Annotated in this window: 12 protein-coding genes; 8 read left to right on the plus strand and 4 right to left on the minus strand. The window is 57.1% G+C overall.

The window, feature by feature from the left end; all coding sequences use genetic code 11:
• Positions 1-129: 129 nt before the first annotated feature.
• Both AC0YNU_RS24655 and trpS read right to left on the minus strand, forming a co-directional pair.
• Positions 130-441, minus strand: a complete 312-nt coding sequence (locus AC0YNU_RS24655; protein ID WP_475761339.1) for a putative quinol monooxygenase — start codon at positions 439-441, stop codon at positions 130-132.
• A 115-nt stretch (positions 442-556) separates the two neighbouring features.
• Positions 557-1,561, minus strand: coding sequence for a tryptophan--tRNA ligase (trpS, locus tag AC0YNU_RS24660; protein ID WP_475761340.1), 1,005 nt, complete (start codon positions 1,559-1,561; stop codon positions 557-559).
• A gap of 616 nt (positions 1,562-2,177) precedes the next feature.
• Between trpS and AC0YNU_RS24665 the strand changes: the two genes are divergently transcribed.
• The 7 genes from AC0YNU_RS24665 to AC0YNU_RS24695 all read left to right on the plus strand — a co-directional run bounded on the left by AC0YNU_RS24665 (position 2,178) and on the right by AC0YNU_RS24695 (position 19,353).
• Positions 2,178-3,941, plus strand: a complete 1,764-nt coding sequence (locus AC0YNU_RS24665; protein WP_475761341.1) for a cache domain-containing sensor histidine kinase — start codon at positions 2,178-2,180, stop codon at positions 3,939-3,941.
• 1 nt (position 3,942) lies between these two features.
• Positions 3,943-5,700: a response regulator gene (locus AC0YNU_RS24670; RefSeq protein WP_475761342.1), complete on the plus strand. Its 1,758-nt coding sequence runs from the start codon at positions 3,943-3,945 to the stop codon at positions 5,698-5,700.
• A 1,159-nt stretch (positions 5,701-6,859) separates the two neighbouring features.
• Positions 6,860-8,209, plus strand: coding sequence for an ABC transporter substrate-binding protein (locus AC0YNU_RS24675; RefSeq protein WP_475761343.1), 1,350 nt, complete (start codon positions 6,860-6,862; stop codon positions 8,207-8,209).
• Positions 8,210-8,330: 121 nt separating this feature from the next.
• Positions 8,331-9,221: a carbohydrate ABC transporter permease gene (locus AC0YNU_RS24680; protein WP_475761344.1), complete on the plus strand. Its 891-nt coding sequence runs from the start codon at positions 8,331-8,333 to the stop codon at positions 9,219-9,221.
• Positions 9,222-9,224: 3 nt separating this feature from the next.
• The gene (locus AC0YNU_RS24685) at positions 9,225-10,061 is read left to right on the plus strand and encodes a carbohydrate ABC transporter permease (protein WP_475761345.1); all 837 of its coding nucleotides are present in this window, start codon (positions 9,225-9,227) and stop codon (positions 10,059-10,061) included.
• A gap of 63 nt (positions 10,062-10,124) precedes the next feature.
• Entirely contained in the window at positions 10,125-15,821 is a 5,697-nt protein-coding gene (locus AC0YNU_RS24690; protein ID WP_475761346.1) for a carbohydrate binding domain-containing protein, read from the plus strand.
• Positions 15,822-16,566: 745 nt separating this feature from the next.
• A complete protein-coding gene (locus tag AC0YNU_RS24695) occupies positions 16,567-19,353 on the plus strand; it encodes a carbohydrate binding domain-containing protein (protein ID WP_475761347.1) in 2,787 nt (928 codons plus the stop codon).
• A 211-nt stretch (positions 19,354-19,564) separates the two neighbouring features.
• Here the strand turns inward: AC0YNU_RS24695 and AC0YNU_RS24700 are convergent, their stop codons facing one another.
• Both AC0YNU_RS24700 and AC0YNU_RS24705 read right to left on the minus strand, forming a co-directional pair.
• A complete protein-coding gene (locus AC0YNU_RS24700; RefSeq protein ID WP_475761348.1) occupies positions 19,565-20,479 on the minus strand; it encodes a Rossmann-fold NAD(P)-binding domain-containing protein in 915 nt (304 codons plus the stop codon).
• A 148-nt stretch (positions 20,480-20,627) separates the two neighbouring features.
• Positions 20,628-20,939 (minus strand): hypothetical protein, encoded by a 312-nt coding sequence (locus tag AC0YNU_RS24705; RefSeq protein ID WP_475761349.1) that lies wholly within the window; start codon positions 20,937-20,939, stop codon positions 20,628-20,630.
• A 469-nt stretch (positions 20,940-21,408) separates the two neighbouring features.
• Between AC0YNU_RS24705 and AC0YNU_RS24710 the strand changes: the two genes are divergently transcribed.
• Complete coding sequence (locus tag AC0YNU_RS24710; protein WP_475761350.1) at positions 21,409-21,828, plus strand: antibiotic biosynthesis monooxygenase; 420 nt, start codon at positions 21,409-21,411, stop codon at positions 21,826-21,828.
• Positions 21,829-21,942: the final 114 nt, after the last annotated feature.

Genomic DNA, 21,942 nt, shown 5'->3' on the forward strand with positions numbered 1-21,942 from the left:
AGGAAATGCGTGGCATTAGAATGGAGAAAAGGAGCAGGCGCGTTGCCTGCTCCTTTTCTATGTCGCTTTTCATAATGAAACGCGCGTTTGCAGAAGCTGGCGCTGGCTGCGAAATCGTTGAAATTACGCTTAAGGGGTAACGCCTAATCCACCGAGCGGCACATGCTTGATCTGCTGCTCGAAGCCCGCGATGAGCGGCCTTGCGCGCTGGATCATCGCTTTGGTCGTATCCAAGGCGAGGGACGCTTGATGTGCCTCGGCACTGTTCCAGACCTCGGTGATCCAAATCGCGTCCGGTTCATCGGGCAGCACGCTGATGATATAGACCTGGCAGTCCTTCACGTCTTTCATCGCAGCCGATGCTTCCAGAAGCAGCGTCGCAAGCTCATCCCGTTTGCCGGGCTGTGCCATCATTTTACCGGATAGTCCGAATTTGGCCATCTCCACACATCCAATCTTGGCGAATTTATTGCATCTTATTACTAATTTACCCGGATTCGATATAATGCAAGCGCAGCGGGCGAGGAAGAATGTTGTCGGCGAGGGTGCCGGCGAGTCACTCGAGCGTCAACAAGCCCATTGCCTGCTTGGCTTTCAAGAGCGTACGCCCAGCGGATTCGGCTGCTCTCCGCGCGCCGTCCCTTAGAATCGCGAGCAGCTCTTCCGATTCGACGATGTCGTCGAACCGGCGCTGGATAGGGGCGACCTTCGCGATGACCGCATCGGCGATATCCTGCTTGAACGGTCCGTAACCGACGCCTTCATACCGACGCTCGATCGTTGCCACGCTTTCGCCGGAGAATACGGCGAGTATTTCGATCAGGTTGCTCACCTCGGGCTTCGCCTCCCAATCGTAGCGGATCATGCCTTCCGAGTCCGTCACGGCTCGGGAAATTTTCTTGCGAATCTCTTCCGGCCGGTCTTCCAGCAGGACATAGCTGCTCCGGTTCGGATTGCTTTTGCTCATCTTCTTGGCCGGGTCATCGAGGCCCATGATGCGGGAACCGATTTGCGGAATGATTGGCTCCGGAATCTCGAACGTCGCGCCGAACCGATGATTGAACCGGACGGCGAGGTCCCGCGTAAGCTCCAAATGCTGTTTCTGGTCATCCCCGACGGGGACATGCGTCGCCTGATGCACGAGAATGTCCGCCGCCATCAGGACGGGATACGTGAACAGCGCGGAGCTGACGGATTCCTTGCCGTCCGACTTGTCCTTGAACTGCGTCATTCGCCCGAGCTCGCCGAAATGCGCCTGCGTTTCCAGCAGCCATGAGAGCTCGACATGCGCGGCGACATGGGATTGGATGAAGATCGTCGCTTTCTTCGGGTCGATGCCCGCCGCGATGTAGTAGGCAGCGACTGCCTTGGAGCGCTGGAATAACAGCTTCGGATCCTGCGGCACCGTGATCGCATGCAGGTCCGGCACGAAGAAATAACAATCGTATCCCTCGTTCTGCATGTTCGCGAATTGATGCAGCGCGCCGCCGTACCCGCCGATATTCAATTCCCCGCTCGGTTTGATGCCCGATAACACCCGTTTCCTGTCCGCTTGTTTCATACCGTGACCTCCGCTCAACCGATTTGTTGGAGCATACAAAAAAAGACACGCCATCCCCAAAAAGGGGACGAAGTGTCTGCTCCGCGGTGCCACCCGAATTCGGCCGAAGGCCGCGCTCAGCTCATGTCAAAACGACTAACATGCTTCCCCGAGGTAACGGAGGGAACTGCCGTCGACGCCTAGTAAAGGCAATTGCTTCATTCTCCGCTTTAATTCGAAGAAGTGGGTGAATGCTGCATTCCTCGACTCCGTCGATGAACGCAAACCAATCACCCTCAATCGCCCTATTCGGATCGAAGCGAACGGAGCCATTCGTTCTGCTTGAAAGTGCCGGACCTTACACCAATCGCCGGCTCGCTGGGACAGTCGCTGCAGAAGTACTATTTCCGTTCATAGCCTTGAATATCTATTTTCTGGTTATGGTTAGCAATAACTATAAGGCAGGACGCGCACGCGAGTCAAGAAAGTTCAGCGGAAAGAGGCCCGACCAACAAAAAGCAATTGATCAATTCGACGGCCTTCGGTTACGATGGACATTAAAATGTAAACGATTGCGGGGATCGCCATGCAAGGAGCCGTACGATGGATCGGGTCGATGTTCAAGGTGCAGAGCAGCATGCAGAAAAAGCTGATCGCGGTGTTTATTTTCCTCATTATCACGCCGATTATCGCGATCAGTTATATCTCTTACCAGAATTACGTGGATTCCATCAACAAAAACACGTCGCAGTACATGAACCAGGTCATCGCCAACTTCCAAAGCAAGCTGGAGGAAACGATCGCCAACATGATGGTAATCACGAAAATCCCGCTGTATTCCACCGAGCTGCAGCAGTATTTGGTGACGCCGAGCCTGGATTTGGCCAAGCAGAACAAGATCGACTTTTACATCGGCCTTATGAACAATTTGAACAAAGATATGAGCTCCACGTACATTTTGGATCATTACGGCAACCTCTTCTACCGGATGAAGACGGATTCCGTCCGTCCGGACCTGAAGCAGCGTTACGCCGAGTGGAGCGCCATCGCGGAAGGAGCGGAGGGAAATCCCACGATTCTGAGCACGCAGGAAATCGCGATTCCTAATCATCCGCCCTATTATGTGTTTTCCGTCATTCGCGACATTCGCGACGTCAATTCCTTCGCCTCCATCGGCACGATCGTCGTCGATACGAAACTGGATGCCATTGAACAGACGGTGGAGCAAATGGACGACATCACCAAAGGCATGACGCTCATTATCGATCGGGACCGCAACGTGATCTACGACAGCCGGGAGCAGTGGATCGGCAAACAGCTCGGCAATCCGGCGATGCTGAACGGCATCGACGGCAGCCAGGGCAGCGTGGAGATGGCGGTGGACGGCATCGATTATATCGCCACGTACAATCGTTCGGACGTGACGGGCTGGAGCACGATCGTCTATATTCCCGTCGATCATCTGCATCATGACGCCAAAATCACGCGCAACGTAACGACGATCGCGACCGTGCTCATCGTCATTGCCGCGCTCGTCGTCTCGATCGTCATTTCGTTCCGGTTGTCCAAGCCGCTCCGCACGATGACGAACCTGATGATCGCCGTCCAGCAGGGCAATCTCGACATCAGCTTCCGCATCAAGAACAAGGACGAGGTCGGCGTGCTGGGCCTGCACTTCAACCGGATGCTGCGGCGCATCAAGGATCTGATCGACGAGATCTACGTCATTCAGAACCGGAAGAAGGAGGCGGAGCTGGAGGCGCTGCAGAGCCAGATCAATCCGCATTTTATCTACAACACGCTCGAGACGATCCGGATGAAGGCGCTCCTGAACGACGACACGGAGGTATCGGACATGACGTTCATTCTCGGGAAGCTGATGCAGTACAGCATCAACCGGGGCAAGGAAACCGTAACCGTGCAGGAAGAGCTACAGCATTTGGACAACTATTTGAACCTGCTCAAATACCGGTTCAAGAACCAGTTCCAGTGGGAGGCCGACCTGCCGCCCGACGTGCTGCGCTACAATGTGCTGAAGCTGACGTTCCAGCCGATCGTCGAGAATGCCATTCTTCACGGACTCGAGGGCAAGAAGGTGAAGGTGCATATCCGCGTCTTCGCCAAAATCGCCGGAGAACGGCTGTTTATCTACATCCAGGATGAGGGGAACGGCATTCCGTCGGATATTCTGCAGCACTTGCAGATGTATATCGGCGGGCAGACGGAAGAAACGGCGATGAAATCGGGCATCGGGCTCAAAAACATCAATGAGCGCATCAAGCTGTATTACGGCGAAGCCTACGGCGTGTCCATCGACAGCCGGATCAACGAAGGCACCATCGTCACGCTCGCGCTGCCGTATCCGTCGCCGAACGGTTTGAATGGACAGGGGGATTACTGAGATGCTGAACATCGTCATCGTGGACGACGAAGAGATTATCCGGCTGGGGCTTGCGAAAATGATCGGCAAGATAAGCGGCGAATACCGCGTCATCGGCAGTTTCGAGGACGGCGAGGAGGCGCTGGCCGCGCTGGAAGGATTGGAGCCGCGCGCGGATCTGATCATTACGGACATCAAGATGCCGTATATGGACGGGCTTAGCTTCATCGAGCTGCTGCGGCAGAGGGAGCCGGAGATGCCGTGCATCATCCTGAGCGGCTATAACGATTTTGAGTACGCGCGCCGAGCGATCCAATCGGGCGTCGACGATTATATGCTGAAGCCGGTCGACATGCAGGAACTGTCGGCGATGCTTGCGAAGCTCGCCGAACGGCAGGCCCGCCTGCGCGAGAATGAGGAGCGGCAGGAGAAATCCGTGCGCGAACGGAAGGCGGGCGAGCGAGAGGCGCAGCTTCGGCGGCTGCTTGCCGGAGACGGAGACGGCCAGGGGGTGGCGCTTCCGGAAGCGGGAGAAGGCGCGGTGCTCGTATTCCGCACTTCGAATCCGCTCGTTCAAGAGAGCCTGCTTAATTATTTGCATGCGCTCAAGGACCCGGTGCGGGAGGTTGCGGTGATGCAAGAAGGCTTGCTTGCGGCGGCTCTTATGCTGCCCGGAGGAGAGCAGGCGCAGCAACAGCGAGCGCTGCGGGCTATTAGCCTGCGCGTGATGGATCATTTGCAGAACCGCAGCGGAGGGTTCCTTGCGATCGGCGAGTGTCTGGTGGGAGCGCGGATTGGTACAGGTGGCGCGGCCGGTACCGCCAGAGTGAATGGCGCAGCCGGTGCGGGTAGTGTGGGTAGTGTAGGTAGTGCGGGTGGTGCTGGTGGTGTGGGCAGTGCAGGTGGTGCCGGTAGTGTGGGTAGTGCGGGTGGTTTGGGTAGTGCAGGTGGTGCCGGTAGTGTGGGTAGTGCGGGCAGCGCGGCGGTGCCGGTGGACGCAGCGAGCTGGAGCCGCGCTTTCCGCGATGCGCTCGCTGCGAGCAGGCACTCGTTCTGCGCGGAGCGGGGCAACGCCGTTCAGCTGGCCGCGGACCTGCCGCCGAAGGCAGAGCCGTGGAAGCTGAACGCGCCGGCGCTCGAGGAGCAGTTTAAGACGGCGTGCGAGATGCTGGACCTGCAGGCGATCAAAGCGGTGCTGCCGCGGTTTTTCGCCGAAGCGGAGCAGGGCAGGGCGGGGTATGACGAAGTCATCCATCTCGCCGGCCATCTGTTCTATACGCTGGCGACGAAGATCGAGGGCTTTCTGGATGCGCTTCAGGAGCTGCAGGGCGCCGGATTTGATTTTCATCAACGGGCTGCGGCGCTCTATGCGGTGCGGGACGTGCAGGAGTGGCTCATTTCCTTGGCAGAGCAGGTCGTGACGGCGCTCGAGCCGGGCAGGAGCGCGGGCGGCAAACGCGTAATCGAGAAGGCGAAGGCGTGGATCCAGGAGCATTATCGCGAAGAAATCGAGCTGACGGCGCTGTCGGAGGCGGTCTTTCTCAATGCGAGCTACTTCAGCTTTCTGTTCAAACGGGAGACGGGCCAGACGATTACCGAATACGTGACGCAGGTCCGCATGGCGAAAGCGAAGGAATATTTGAAGGAGCGGCTGGACTTGAAGGCGTATCAGGTGGGGGAAATGGTTGGCTACGCCGACGGCATTTATTTCAACAAGCTGTTCAAGAAAACGGTCGGCGTGACGCCGCAGCAGTACCGGAACCAGACAGTGGGGGGATAGGGCGTACGAGGCTGCATCGGCAAGTATAGCACGTTGCTGATACTGTCCCTCGTACGCCGACTAGCTGGCGATTGAGACTCAAACGCTGGCTAGTTGCTCCGGCAGTGTGCACCGACTAGTTAACGAAGTAAACTCGTACGCTGAATAGCCGACGAGTTAACGAAGCCAACTCATACGCCGAATAGCCGATTAGTAAACCCAACTCATACGCCGACGAGGTACTGAAGTAACCTCCGATTTGAAATAGCTCTCGATACACACCAGGTGCCGAGTGAAATAGCTGCGAATCTGCACTTATTTTCGACGATTTCGTCCGAAAAACGGAAATAGATGCAAATCTGCAGCTAATTGGCCGACTTCGAGCAATTTGCGCCATAGGTCGGGGGAAATAACTGCACTTTTGCACTTATTTCGATGATATCGTGTTTTTGATTGCAAATAAGTGCAGATTTGCACTTATTTCTTGGAAATAGTGGGCTGGGTAGTTTCCATTGGATGGGGATGCTGCATTTCCCGGATTGGCGAGGAAGTGGATGAATGCTGCATTCCCCGGGCGTATTCCGAGGGTAGCGGGATGAATGCTGCATTCTCCGACCTATTCGAGGAAGCGGATGAATGCTGCATTCCCCGACCTTCGTCGGCGAACGCAAACCAATCATCCTACGCAAACCAATCGCCAAGCCTATGCTTCCGATGTGGCGAATGCTGCATTCCCGTCTCTATTCGAGGAAGCGGGATGAATGCTGCATTCCCGTCTCTATTCGAGGAAGCGGGATGAATGCTGCATTCCCCGACCTTCGTCGGCGAACGCAAACCAATCATCCTACGCAAACCAATCATCCTTACGCAAACCATTCATGCTCCGAAGTAGGCGAATGCTGCATTCCCGTCTCTATTCGATGAAGCAGGATGAATGCTGCATTTCCCGGCATCCGCCGTGAAACGCAAACCAATCATCCTTACGCAAACCATTCATGCTCCGAAGCAGGCGAATGCTGCATTCCCGTCTCGCGACGGGAACGCAAGCCAATCGCCTTTACCCAAAACAAAGACAATAAATCCAAATCCGCTACGTGGAAAGCGCTCTCAAATCCCTCCATAATTGAACTTGTAACCGATACCATTTTGCTCCATACGCGATGAGGGGGAAGAAAAGATCATGAAGAAATGGGCATCACTTATGCTCTCGACCGTGCTTTGCGGCGTTGTGCTCGCAGGCTGCGGATCGAACGGCAACGACAACGGCAACACCAACGAGGGCGCTGCGAAGACAGAAGACAATCAGGCAGCGGCAGGCACGAATAACAACGGTGCGGCAGCAACTAACGAAGAAGCCGCAGCTCCGGAGAGCGCGATCAAAGGCAAGATCACGTTCGCGACGAACCGTACGGACCTCGTCGAGACGGAACTGAAGAACTACGCGCAGCGTTTCCACGAGAAATACCCGGAAGCGACGGTCGAATTCGAAGCGATCAAGGACTATGAAGAGTCCATGAAAGTCCGTCTCGCGTCCAACGAATTCCCGGACGTCATCCTCGTGCCGAAGACGGTCACGAAAGAGAAGCTGCCCGAGTTCTTCGCGCCGCTGGACGATCTCGGTCTGAACGACAAAGTTTACTTCAAAGACAATTACAGCAGCCAGGACGGCAAACTATACGGCATCGTTTCCGGAAGCTCGGCGATGGGCATCACGTACAACAAGAAGGCGTTCGAGAAAGCGGGCATCACGGCGGTTCCGAAGACGCTGGACGAATTCTACGCCGCTTGCGAGAAGCTGAAGGCAGCAGGCATCATCCCGATGTCCACGAACTTCAAGGACAAATGGCCGCTGATGGGCTGGGATCAAGAAGCATTCCTCTTCGCCAACGATCCGGCGCTGCATAACACGATGGCCGGTCAAGACGAGCCGTTCACGATCGACGGCCCATACGGCCAAGCGATGACGATCATCAAGACGATCGTCGACAAAGGCTATGCGGAGAAAGACCTCATGTCCACGAACTGGGAAGGTTCCAAGAAGGACGTAGCCTCCGGTACGACGGCGATGTACCTGCTCGGCAACTGGGTCGTGCCTCAGGTTATCGATAACGGCGCGAAATCGGAGGACGTCGGTTTCTTCCCGCTTCCGATCGACAACAGCGGCGAAGCCAAAGCACTGCTGAGCCCGGACTATGCGTATGCCGTCAGCAAGAAGAGCGGCAACCTGGAAACGGCCAAGGCGTTCCTGAAATGGCTCGTAGAAGAATCCGGCTATGACGATTTCGGCGGCTTCATTCCGGTCCTGAAGGACAAGAAGCCTGCGCTGCCTCAGTTGGCCGAATTTATGGCCTTCAACCCGAAAGTCGTGGAAATGCAAGCCGAGAGCGACGAGTATCTCAAAATCGGCAACAAAATGCAGTTTGACACGAGCGGCCTCGCGCAAGACGTCATCATGGGCAAAGACTTGGCAAAAGTATTCGCCGATTACAACAAACGTTGGAAAGAAGCACGCGCAGCGGTTGCCAACTAACAGGCACCGCGCAAGACTTCGCTAACGCCTGCCGAAGGGGCATGACATGACATTCAGGGTCGTGCCCCTTTTCCATCGGCCGCGGAACGCGGCAACAAATACGGTTAAGGAAGGGCTAACGATGTATTCCTCCCTATACAAGAAGCAGAAGACGGTCATTCTGTTCGCGTTTCTCCTGCTCCCCGTCACCTTGCTGATACTCTTCTCCTTGTATCCCGGCGCCAACCTGCTTTACCTGAGCCTGACTTCCTGGGACGGCTACAGCTCGGACAAGGGCTGGGTCGGGTTCGATAATTACCGCGAGATTTTTCACAACAGCGAGATCTTCAGCGTATTCGGGCACAACTTGTACTATTTCTTCGGCGGTATTCTGCAGAACATCGTCGCGCTTTATTTTGCCGTCATTCTGAGCCGGAAGCTTCGCGGCCGGAACGGATTCCGGGTACTGATCTTCCTGCCCTACATCATGAACAGCGTGGCGATCGCCTACATGTTCTCGTACGTGTACGATGCGCAGCATGGTTCGCTGAACGCGCTGCTCACGACGCTCGGGCTCGAGGATCTCATTACGAGCTGGCTCGGCAATAAACATATGGTCAACATTTCGCTCGCACTCATCTCCATGTGGAAATACCTCGGCTTCAACATGGTTATCTATATCGGGGCGCTCCAGTCGATCCCCGAAGATCTGTACGAGGCCGCGCGCATCGACGGCGCGAACGGATGGCAGTCCTTCCGCTTCATTACGTGGCCGAGCTTGCTCAAAATCATCGAGCTCAGCATGTTGCTGACCGTGACCGGCGCGCTCGAGGTGTTCGATTTGCCGTTTATCATGACCAAAGGCGGCCCGGCGGGCGCCAGCGAAACGTTCGTGACCAAAACGGTGGATACGGCGTTCCACTACAGCAATTACGGATTGGCATCGGCGATGGGCGTCGTGCTGCTCGCGATCGTCATCATCGTCATCACCGTGCAGCGCAAACTTATTTTACGGGAAGAGAAGGGGCGATAACGCATGCAGTTACTCAAACGCAACCGTCCCCTGCAGGCCGTTCATTACATCATCTTGTCGCTGGCCGTGTTCGCCGTCCTGTTTCCGCCGGCCGTCGTCGTGCTGAACGCGTTCAAAGGAACAGAGGAGTATAACGTTTCGGGCGTTTTCGATCTGCCGAACAGCTTCTTCAACATGGACAATTTCCAAACGGTCATGAAGATCGGACATATGGGGCGAGCCTTCTACAACACGGGCATCATTCTCGCGCTGTCCCTCGTCGGCAACATCCTGATCGGCACGACGGCTGCTTACGCGCTGGGCCGGTTCGATTTCAAGCTGAAGCGGGTCATCTTAGCCGGGTACGTGCTCGCGACGCTTATTCCTTCGGTGACGACGCAGGTCGCGACGTTCTCCATCATCAAGAATTTGGGTTTGTTCAACACGCATTTGGCGCCGGTGCTGCTCTATCTGGGCACGGACGTCGTGCAAATTTATATCTTCCTGCAATTCATCCGCGGCATCCCGTTCGACCTGGACGAAAGCGCGATGATGGAAGGCGCCAGCTTGTTCCGGATTTTCCGGTCGGTCATCTTCCCCTTGCTCATTCCGGCGACGGCTACCGTGACGATCATCAAGACGATCTCCATCTACAACGACATGTACATTCCTTACTTGTACATGCCGGCGCAGAAGCTCGGCGTCGTCTCGACGTCGCTCATGAAATTCGCGGGCGTCAACAGCGCGCAGTGGAATTTGATCAGCGCAGCGGTCGTCATCATCTTGATTCCGACGGTCGTCATTTATTTGTTCCTGCAGCGTTACATCTTCTCCGGCATCGTGAGCGGTTCGGTCAAATAGACCGGGCCGTCCGCCGGCCGGCTTGCTTGGTGCTTAGCCATTAACCTTCGGGAGGTTCGTACCTTGTTTAAACGACATATCACGTATTTGATGACTCTGCTGCTTGTGGTGTCATCTTTTTTATCGGTTTTTTCGGCGGCGCCGCGCGCGGAAGCAGCGGATTTGCCTTCGGATTCAGCGTTTTCGACCTTCATTACGCGTGACGGCGACCAGTTGAAAGACGGAAGCAACGTTTTCCGTTTCGTGTCGGCGAACGTGCCGACGCTCAGCATGATCGAGGATATCCATTGGCGGATTCCGACGGCGTGGGAGCAGGAGGACGCGTTCAAGGCGCTCGTGCAAATGGGCGGAACGGTCACGAGGCCGTACGTGCTGTCCGTGCGCAAGGCGGACGATACGACGGAGCAGCGCGCGGTCATGGGACCGGCGGCTCCAGGCGGACCGCTGCAGTTTAATGAAGACGTTTTCAAAGCGCTCGACCAAATGCTCCAGCTCGCCAATCAATACGGCGTTCGCATCATTCTGCCGCTGGTGGACCAGTATCAATGGCAGGGCGGCATCAAGGAATACGCGGCCTTCCGCGGCAAGAACGAAGCGGCTTTCTGGAGCGATCCGCAGCTGATCGCCGACTTCAAATCCGTCATCGACCACGTGGTGAACCGCGTGAACACGATTACCGGCGTGGCGTATAAGGATGACCCGGCGATCCTCGGCTGGGAGACGGGCAACGAGCTCGTGCCGGCATCCCATGCGTGGACGGCCGATATCGCGGCGTATATCAAGGGCCTCGATAGCAAGCATCTCGTCATTGACGGCAAGTACGGCATTGACGATGCATCGCTGACCGATCCCAACGTCGACATCGTTTCCAATCACTATTACCCCGACCATTATGCCGATTACGGCGCCCAGGTGAACCTGGATATGGCCAAAGCCGACGGGAAGAGAGCGTATATCGTCGGGGAGTTCGGCTTTAAGCCGACGGACCAGATCGACCACTTCCTCGATATGGTGGAGGAGAGCGGCGCGAGCGGCGCGATGATTTGGAGCCTGCGCATGCATAACCGCGACGGCGGCTTCTACCCGCATACGGAGAGCACGCAGGGCGGCGTCTTCTACGGCGCGTACCGTTGGCCGGGCTTCCCGTCCGGCGACGGCTTCGACGAGACGAATTTGCTGAAGTCGCTAAGCAAGCACGCGTACAGTATCCAGGGCATCGACACGGTGCCGCCGCTGCCGGTTCCGGAGACGCCGGAGCTGCTGCCGATCGACGCCGTCTCGACGATATCGTGGCGGGGCTCGGCTGGCGCGAGCGGCTATACGTTAGAGCGCGCGGAGGCTGCCTCAGGTCCGTGGACGGTCGTCGGCGATCATTTGTCCGATGCGGTCGAAGGCGAGACGCAGCTGTTCCACGATACGTCCGCCGTGACCGGCGAGGACTATTACTACAGGCTGAAGGCGAACAACGTCTCAGGTTCTTCGGACTATTCGGCGGTCGTCGGACCCGTGACGGCCAAGCATGTCATCCGCGACGAGCTGCGCAATTTCGGGAAGCTGTACGATTACTCGACGGATCTGGAAATCGACTACAAGAATCCGACCGGCTTCGGCGGAGATCCTTCCCGGTTGAAAATGCTTTCGGCATCGCAGGAGCAATACGTGGTGTATGCTCTGCCTGTTCCGGCTGCCGGAGGTACTGTTACGGCGCGATCGATTGCGGTAGACACGTATTTCGATCCGGATAAAATGACGGTGCCATACGTCTTCTCTGTCTCGAGCGACGGCCAGAACTATACTGCGCTGGACGTGACCGCAAAAGACAACGGCGGCCCTTGGCACGCGGTTACGTATACCGGCGCGCTTCCGGCGGATACGAAATTCGTCCGTCTTGCATTTCCCGCGGATGCCGGCGCCTCGGAGCTAGGCCGGGTGAACATCGAATACGACACCGACGGCGGCGCGCTCTCGTTCCCGGATTCCATTCAGCGTACGGAGATGGAGAACGGCGTCCTGATCGACGACATGAACAATTACATCAAAATGAATGCGCATGATGCCGATCTCGGCTTCGCAACGGACAACGCGGACACGTTTTTCTGGGGCGACAACAAGCGTCTTGCCCGCAATGCGGACGTGGAAGCCACGTTCACGTACAAGACGAGCGGCGACATGAACTACTTCAAGCTGATGACCTTCGCGCGGCAGGAAGCCAACACGTATGTCGTGCCGGATTTTCAAATGTTCACTTCGCCGGACGGCGCCGCGTATACGCCATACACGTCGGCCGCGAAGAACAGCAAGGCCGGCGAAGGCTGGTGGACGCGCACCGAATATATCGGCTACAAGCTGCCGGCAGGCACGAAATATTTGAAGTTCCAATTTCCGAAGAGCCGGGCCGATCAGACCTGGAATCCGCAAGTCGGCCAAGTCGCCATCGGCGTGGGCAGCGAGAAGCTCGATCCGCCGGCGGAGCTGTCGAAGACGCAGGTCATCGACGATTTCGAGAGCTACAGCGGCTCGAATACGGGCGTTCGCGGCGCGTATGCCGTCAATGACAGCGGCTCGCCGATTACGCTGACGCTCGATAACGCGGTCAAGAGCCAAGGAAACTACGGACTGAAGCTCGAAACGACGATGAGCGCAGGCTGGGGCGGCTTGGAGAAATCGCTCGACAATGCCGATTGGTCCGGCAACAGCGGCATTCAGCTGTGGGTGCAGCCGAACGACTCCGAAATGGGCCTTACGCTGCAATTGACGGAAAGCCCGGATACCGGCGGCGAAGTCTGGAAGAGCGATCTGCGCGTATCCGGCAAGGAGCCGATACTCGTACAAGTGCCGTTCAGCCGCTTCTACATTCCGCAGTGGTGGAAGGACAGCCATGCCGGCCAAGGCAACGGCGCGATCGACGCGAACAAAGTGGCCTCCTTCGGCTTGTACATGGACGGCGCAGCAGGACAGTATACGGTGAACATCGACGATATCCGTCTGTACCGCCAGCCGACCATCGACGACTTCGAATCCTACGGCGGCGACAATGCGAAGCTGCAGGCTGCCTATACGCCGAATGCCGATGGGGATGCGGTAACGCTGACGCTTGCGCCGGAGGAGAAACGCGGCGGCGACTTCGGATTGAATTTCGGCTATGAGCTGACGGATGCCAAAGGCTATGCCGGCATCTCCAAGAACATGGGCGGCATCGATTGGAGCAGCAGCAGCGGCATTCAACTGTGGGTGAAGCCGGATGGGCAGAACCGCGGCATGACGGTTCAATTCAAGGAAAACAGCGGCGAGTATTGGGAGGCGAAGGTTCGGCTCTCGGGCACTGAAGGCAGGCTCGTCAGTATTCCGTTCCACGCGTTCGCGCGACCGGGCTGGAATGCGCCGGTTAACGGGGTCGTCGATTTGAACGCGATCGCGGAGTTCTCGCTCTACGTGGAGAAGGGCGCCGGTTCCGCGGGCACGGGGTCGCTGTATGTGGACGATATCGCAGTCGCCAAGCTTGGCGCAGTCGACGGTTTCGAATTTTACCAAGGTTCGGATGCGCTGCTGGCCGGTGCATTCGTCGGCAAGTCGGACGGCGACGCCATTACGCCGACGCTGGACAACAGCCACAAATCCGGCGGCGACTACGGCATGAAGCTGTCCTACGAGCTTACGGACGGGAAAGGCTACGCGGGCGTAACCAAATCGCTCGGGGGCATGAACTGGACCTCGACAGGCAACGCCATCGAGCTGTGGCTGCAGTCGGACGGCTCGGGCGGCGGCGTGACGCTTCAATTAAAGGAGAAGGACGGGGATTATTGGGAAGCGCAGCTTGAACCGTCAGGTACGGAAGGACGGCTGTATCAGCTGCCGTTCAGCGGCTTTGCGCGCAACCAATGGTCGGCGGGCGACGGCGCAATGACCCTGACGGCGATGACGGAGCTGTCGATCTTCGTGAACAAAGGCCCGGGTACGGCGGGCAGCCATGTCCTTTACGTCGACGGCATTCAGCTTGCGAGCGTGCCGATGATCGACAGCTTCGATTATTACAACGGCGGCGAGCTGCTGGCGCAGAAGGCGTACACAAGCAATCAATGGGGCGGCCCCGTGTCGCTGACACCGGATGCCGAACATAAGGATGCGGGCAAATTCGGCTTGAAGTACGAGTACGAGCTGACGGAAGCGACGAATTTCGCGGGCATGACGAAGCCGCTGAACGGCATGTCATGGACGGGATACGACGGTCTTTCCTTCTGGTTAACGCCGGATGGGTCGAACCGCACGCTTACGATTCAGTTTATCGAAGCGGACGGCGAGGCGTGGGAAGCCTACCGAGTGCTCTCCGGCACGACGCCGGGCACCGTTCGGATTCCGTTCTCGGAATTCCGCAACGCGCCGTGGAATACGAAAGGCAACGGCAGCATCGATCTGGCAGCGCTGTCGGAATTCTCGCTTTACGTCAATCAAGGAGACGGAGCCATCGGCAAAAGCGCGCTGTACGTGGACAGCATCCAAGTGGTCAAGGGTGACGGAGACACCGATCCCGGTACGAATCCGGGCACGGATCCGGGCACATATATCCCTGTCCCGGGCGGTTCAGTCGATCCGCTCCTTGAAGGCCAGCAGCTGGCTGCGCTCCAAGATCTGCGTGCGGCGCTGCAGAACGGCGCAATCAATCTGACGCTGCAGGAGAAGAAGACGGAGCTTCTGATTCCGGCGGCCGACTTGAAGTCGCTGACCTGGGATCGACTGCAAGTGACCTCGAGCGACGGGACCGTTATCCGGCTTCCGGCAGAGGATGCGGCGGCACTGCTCGCCAGCGTCGATCAGCAGCAGCTGCCGAATGCCTTTATCTCGATTCGCATTTCCCGGCCGAACGGGGATGCTCCGCAAGAAGAGCTGCCAACCGGCTACCAACGGAACGGCTCGCCGTTCGAGCTTGAACTTGCGCTTGTGACGAAGGATGGCAAGCGGCATGAATTGGGTGCATTCCCGGCGCCAATCACGGTCAGCTTCCCGGTTGACGGTAAGACCGCACATCCGGAGCTGCTGAGCATCTTCGTGTGGAATCCGCTTACGGGTGCATGGTCGTACGTCGGCGGCAAAGCCGATGCGGCGGGACCGACGATCACGACTTCGCTGCCTCATTTCAGCACCTATGCGGTACTGGAATATACAGGCGCCTTCTCGGATGTCGGAAGCGCGCACTGGGCATTCGCGGCCGTCCGCGAAGCGGCAGCGCATCAATGGCTGAACGGCGTCGGCGATAACCGCTTCGAGCCGGGAAGGGCAATCAGCCGTGCGGAGTTCGTAGCGCTGCTCGTGCGTGCGCTCGGGCTCTCTCCTACGGCGGACGGCAAGGGCGTGTCCGCATTCAAGGACATTCCGGCGTCGGCCTGGTATCGTGATGCTGCTGCGGCAGCGGTCGATCACGCATTGATTACGGGTCGAAGCGCGGAAACATTCGCGCCGAACGCGCCGATCAGCCGGCAGGAGATCGCGGCGCTGCTCTCGCGGGCAGACCGGCTGATCTCGGACGTGACGGCCGACTCGAACGGCACGGAAGGTTCGGCCAACGCTGCAGACTCGAACACGGACGCTGCTTCGTTTGCCGACGAGTCCATGATTGCCGCCTGGGCGCTGGACGACGTTCGGGCCGCTGCGACGGCAGGCTGGATGCAGGGCGTCGGCGGAGGCCGATTCGCTCCGCAGCAGCCGACGACGAGAGCGGAAGCTGCTCAAGCGATCGTCAATTTCATGCACGGATCGGAACAATAGCTCGACACTCTGGCCGGCTGCCTTGCGCAGCCGGCCAAATTGTCGAGAAAGCCGAAAAATCGAGGACCTCTATCGGGTGCCTGTTTGCGGCTGCAACCCAATATAGTCATACTTGCGAACGTCAGTCAGGACCGTTAGAGCTTCGGAAACCGTATTAGTCGTGGATTAGCAACGCTGACAACCGTTAGGTTTTCGTCTGAGTTCAGGATGCATGCTCTGCGGCTCCCGGTGCTTGCTGAAGCCAGTTTGGGATGGATAAGCTCGGTTCGGCCCTGCCGCTTGCTGAGGCTAGTTAGGATGCTAAACTTGTTGTTGGCAACTTTGCAGCATGGTGAGAACGTACAACGAACAATTCGGCCCCCATTTGTTTCGTGGTTATCGTTTCAGTAACGAGACTGAGTTTCTTTAAAGGAAGCGGTTTCTCCACATCCTGACCGGCTGCCTGGCGCAGCCGGTATTTCTTGGATTTTGGCTCGGATTTTGACCCGAATATCGACCTGAATATCGAACTGGATACCGATTCCAAACAGAAGACTAGAAATCCAAATCCGCTCTCTATAATGCAGCGAGTCAAAGGTGTACGATCATTTTGTAAGCGCTACCAATAACTTGTACACGATTGACGACAGAACTGCGCTTGCGAACCTAATCCCATGAGTGAGAGAGGAGGCGATCACCGCCGCGCAGCAGCCGGAGCAAACCGCCAGGCCGCAAGTGCCAGACCATTCGAAGGAGGCGCATTGATTTGATTACCTTGAAAAAGTCCATTCAGTTGCTGCTAGCCGCCATTCTCGTCTTCACGCTGACGCCGTCGATCATCGGCGGCGGCCAGGCCAAAGCCGCGATTACCAGCTTCGTCACCCGTTCGGGAAGCCAGCTGATGGTGGACGGACAGCCGTTCCGTTTCGGCTCGGCGAATATTTATTGGCTCGGGCTGGACGAGAACGTGCCGCCGGGCACCGTGGACTACCCGACCGCATTCCGCGTGGGGGACGTTCTCGCAACTGCGAAGGAAATGGGCGTCAACGTCGTCCGCAGCCACGCTGCCATTTCGTTCGGCTGCCCGAAGTGCATCAAGCCGACATTGACGACCTACAACGAGACGGCGTTCAAGCAGTTGGACTATGTCATCAAGACGGCAGGCGATCAAGGCGTACGGCTGATTCTGCCCTTGATCGACCAGTACAACTACTACCATGGCGGGAAAAAATCGTGGACGAAGTGGTTCGGCTACCCGGACGACGGCATCAGCTATACGGGCTATGAATTCTACAACCAGCCGGCGATCATCGACGCCTTCAAGCAATACGTGAATACGCTATTGAACCGTGTCAACACGTATACCGGCATCGCCTACAAGGATGATCCGACGATTATGGCGTGGGAGACGGGCAACGAGCTCGGCTGGTTCGACAACCCGACGGCCTTCAAGAATTGGACGACGGAAATCGCGGGCTACCTGAAGCAGCTCGATACGCATCATCTCGTCGTGGATGGCAGCTACGGGGTCGTGGACAGCCATCTGACCATCCCGGGCATCGATATCTATTCCGACCATTTCTACCAATGGCCGAATGTCGGGAGCTGCTGCAAGGGATTGTCGGTCACCCAGCTGCAGACGCAGGCAACGAAGGTACAGAATGCGGGCAAAGTCATGTATGTCGGCGAGTATGCGTGGAATTACGAGGCGCAGGGCACGCTGAGCAATTTCCTGAGCGCGATCCAGTCGACGCCGGTCATTGCCGGAGATGCCTTCTGGGCGCTTTTCGGCCACGGCGACGACTATGGTCACGAGCAGCATAACGAAAGCTTTACGGTTCACTACCCCGGCGACACGCCCGCGATGCAGACGGCCGTCCAGCTGATGCGAAATCATGCGTTTGCCATGAGGGGCATGTCCGTGCCGGCCCATGGCATTCCGGGCGCGCCGCTCATCACGAGCCATGCGGTCAGCGGCGGCAAATACCAGCTGAAGTGGCGGGGCTCCGTGCCTTCCGCGACCTATACGGTCGAGCGATCGACGGCAGGCAGCAGCGGCCCTTGGACCGTCGTGTGCAACGCATGCGCGACGGACAACCAAACGCCGTGGACGGACCCGACGTCGACAAGCGGAACCGCGGCCTGGTACCGGGTGAAGGGCGTCAACCTCGGAGGCGTGGCCGGCGCATATTCGAGCGTCTACGCCACAGGCGGCACGGCCCTTCCGATTCCCGGCAGCTTCGCCCTTACCGCGCCGTCCGGCGGTTCGACGGGCGTCGGCGTGACGCCTGCTTTCGCATGGGGCGCCTCTGCCAACGCGGCAAGCTATACCTTGATCGTGGCGAACAATGCGGCGTTCACGAGCCCGATCATCAACGCTTCCGGTCTAACGGCGACGAGCTATACGCCTTCGGCCGCGCTTGCGAACGGCACGACCTACTATTGGAAGGTTACGGCCGTGAACGGAACGGGCTCGACGGCAGCATCCAATTCCGGTCTGTCGTTCACGACCGCGACGGCGCCTCCGCCGACATCGACGCTGGACGATTTCGAATCGTACGCCTCCGACAGCGCGCTGCAGACCGCTTACGTCCGGAACACATCCGGCGGGGCAGTGACGGTCAATCGGGATACGGCGAACAAGAACGGCGGGACGTACGGCATGAAGATGGCCTACACCGTCAGCAGCTCGCCGGATTTCGCGGGCATGACGAAGCAGCTCGGCACGGCGAACTGGACGGGCAAGACCGGGCTCGAGCTATGGTTGAAGCCGGACGGCTCCGGCCGGACGCTGACGATCCAATTCAAGGAAACGGGCGGCGAAATGTGGGAAACCTACTACGTCATGTCGGGAACTTCGGCCACGGTGCTCCAACTGCCGTTCACGAGCTTCGCCCATCCCGGCTGGTACAGCGGCGGCAACGGCACGCTCGATCCAGGCTCGATCTCCGAATACTCGATCTACGTAAATAAGGCTGCCGGTTCGGCGGGCAGCGGCACGCTGTACGTGGATTCCGTCGCGGCTCAAACCTTCTCGCCGCCTCCCGTCAACGTTGCCATCGACGATTTCGAGGGCTACGGCGGTTCCAATGCTTCGCTGCAAGCCGCCTACGTCCCGAATGCTTCCGGCGGCGCGCTGACGAGAACGCTGGATACCGCGAATAAGAACGGCGGCACTTACGGCATGAAGCTGACTTATACCGTCAGTGCTTCGCCGGACTATTCGGGAGCGACCAAGACGCTCGGAAGCGTGAACTGGAGCGGCACGACAGGTCTGTCGCTTTGGTTCAAGCCGGACGGGTCGAACCGGAAGTTCACCGTGCAGTTCAAGGAAGCCGGCGGCGAATTATGGGAGACCGCCGTAACGATGGGCGGCACGACCGCATCCGTCCTCCAGCTGCCCTTCAGCGTGTTCGCGCATCCCGGCTGGTACAGCGGGGGCAACGGCGTAATCGACAAGGGTGCGATCGGCGAAATATCCTTTTATGTGAACATGGCCTCCGGATCGGCGGGCAGCAGCTCGGTCTATTTGGATTCCGTGCAGGCTTATTGATGCGGGAGTACCACCAAAACTGCTAATCGTAAACTGCTAATCGTAAACTGCTAATCGTAAACTGCCAAGAGTAACCGGACAACCGCCAACCGAGCAACCACCTACCGGGCAACGATCAATCGATCAATCGCCTAATCTACCGACCGACAAAAAGAAGGCCCCGCGCTTCGCATTCGAAGCGCCGGGGCCGTCTTTTTGCGCATGCTGCGCATTATTTCTGAAGCAGATGCAGCAATAACGCCTTCTGCGCATGCATTCTGTTCTCCGCCTGCTGGTAGATGATCGAGCTGGCCGACTCGATCAGCTCTTCCTCGATCTCGAAGCCGGGATGGATCGGCATGTCATGCATGATATAAGGCGTATGGCCGTTCAGCGTCTGTTTGTTCAGCTGGTATGGAAGCATGGTGCTCATGCGGAAGTCCTTGATCGCCTCATAATCGGCATGATGGAAATACTCCATGTCCACCCAGGTATCCGTGTAGACGTAATCGGACTGCGCCGCCGCGTCCTGGAGCGATTCCATTCTCGTCACATGGCCGCTCGTGAAGGCCCGGTCCATCAACGCTCCGTCCCATGACGCTTCGTTAATGATCGGCGTAACGAGCAGAAGCCGGATGCCCAGCGTCAAGCAGCCCGCGATCAAAGAGTTGGCTACGTTGTTCAGAATGCCGACGTACGTGAGCGTTACGCCTTCGAACGTTCCCGACACCTCGTAGATCGTCATCAGGTCGGCAAGCGCTTGGCACGGATGATAGCGGTCGCAGCAGCCGTTAATTACGGGCACGGAGGAATAGGCAGCCAATTCCTGCAGATCGGCATGCTTCTTCAAGCGGGCGACGATGAAGTCGCAGTTGCGCGCAGCGTAACGGGCTTCATAACGAATGGGAGAAATGCTGAAGTTGCTCGCGTTCCAGTCCATTGGCACGGCATAGCCGCCCATCTGCCCGATGCCGGATTGGAAGGAAAGACTTGTCCGCGTGGACGTTTTCTGAAAGAGCATCAATATGCCTTTGCGTTCGCAAGCGTCCGCATAACGTTCGGGATGGTTCTTGACGGCGATGCCAGCCTGAATGAGATGAAGCAGCTCCGCTCGGTCCAACTCTTGCATCGTAAGAAAATGGTTCAATTCGAGCACCTCGCATATTATGAATAAATATTCATTATTATAATTATATATTCATGTTATATGCGAATATTCAACGTGTCAACTAATAATTATACAGTCATCCATCGGTTAGACTGTATTTTTATTCAGGCCTATCCAAGATTTGCAACTAGGAATAGCCAGTCACGATCCCGTTCTTCACCCGGTAGGCAAACACGATCTTCTCGTAGCCTTCCGATCCGTCGATGATGTAAACGCCGTTGTCCTCAACCTTGGCGATCGCGAGCGAAAGCTCGAAAGCCGGATCGATTTTGCGACGCTCTTCAATAAACGAGATGAGCTCGGCATTCGTGCGATTGCCAAGATCCGAGCAGAATTCGATCGCTGCCGCGCCGTCCGGGCCGCCGTAGATCTCGAGCGCGAGCAAAGAGTCGCGTGAAAGCGCGAAAGCGCCTGCGGTAGGTTTATATACGATTTTCATAGACGTACACTCCTTTAGGAATTATTCCTTTTATGCGAGCAGTCATGTTGAGATTGGATGTTCCGGGATGCGGGAGTATCAGGGCTGGTGCGTTGAGGACAAGGGGGAGCCTTGCGTTAAGTCGTTTGAAGCAATAGGAGGTCAGGAGCTGGATATGGTTAATAATGGGGTATGTATTGATTATAATGATATATTACGTATCATATTGCGTGCAATATGATATTCGTTCTTAATAAATGAAGATTTTTTCATTACTTTTTGTGGAGTAATGTAATTTTTAAGCAAAAAAACATGAATACCGAGTGTTGCTGTCGGCTTTTGACGGATCATGCACGGTGAATGAAAAATTTGGATTAAGTGCGAATTTGTATTACGATGAGGCATACCGATTATTTCGCCGCGTTGCTCCAAGCCATCGCTCGGGCCGCGGCAGCTAAAACGGAAGCATAACGAGGAGGCTTTTACGATCATGATTATTGTAGAGAACCGCTTTGAGGTCAGAGCCGGCGCGTCGGATGCGGTGCTGGAACGTTTCCGTTCGCCGAAGGGTGTCCATGCTTTCCCGGGATTCATTCGAATGGACGTGCTTCATGCCGCATTGTCGGAAGAGGCGGAAGAAATTCGGGTCTGCACGGCTTGGGAGAACGAAGAGGCGTTCAAAGCCTGGACCGAAAGCGATTCGTTCCGTCAAGCGCATGCCCGTCGCGGGGGTCAAGCAGGAGGCGGGCAGTCGTCGGCGCCGGCGGCTGGCGGAGATCAAGCGCAGGGAAACGGCCATGGCAGCGCGGGGGCACAGGGTACTGCGCCGGCAAGCCCGATCCTGAGCAGCAAAGTGACGACATACAACGTCGTTGCGACACATTTGCCGGCCTCATCCACGACGGCTTAAGACGGTTGCCGGCATCGTCCGGAAAGGCATTTACGATATCCAGTTACGATAGCTTTTAGGATAGCCATTAATGATAGCCATTAATGATAGCGATCTAAGACAGCTACTTTAGAA

Source organism: Paenibacillus sp. J31P316, from assembly GCF_056269105.1.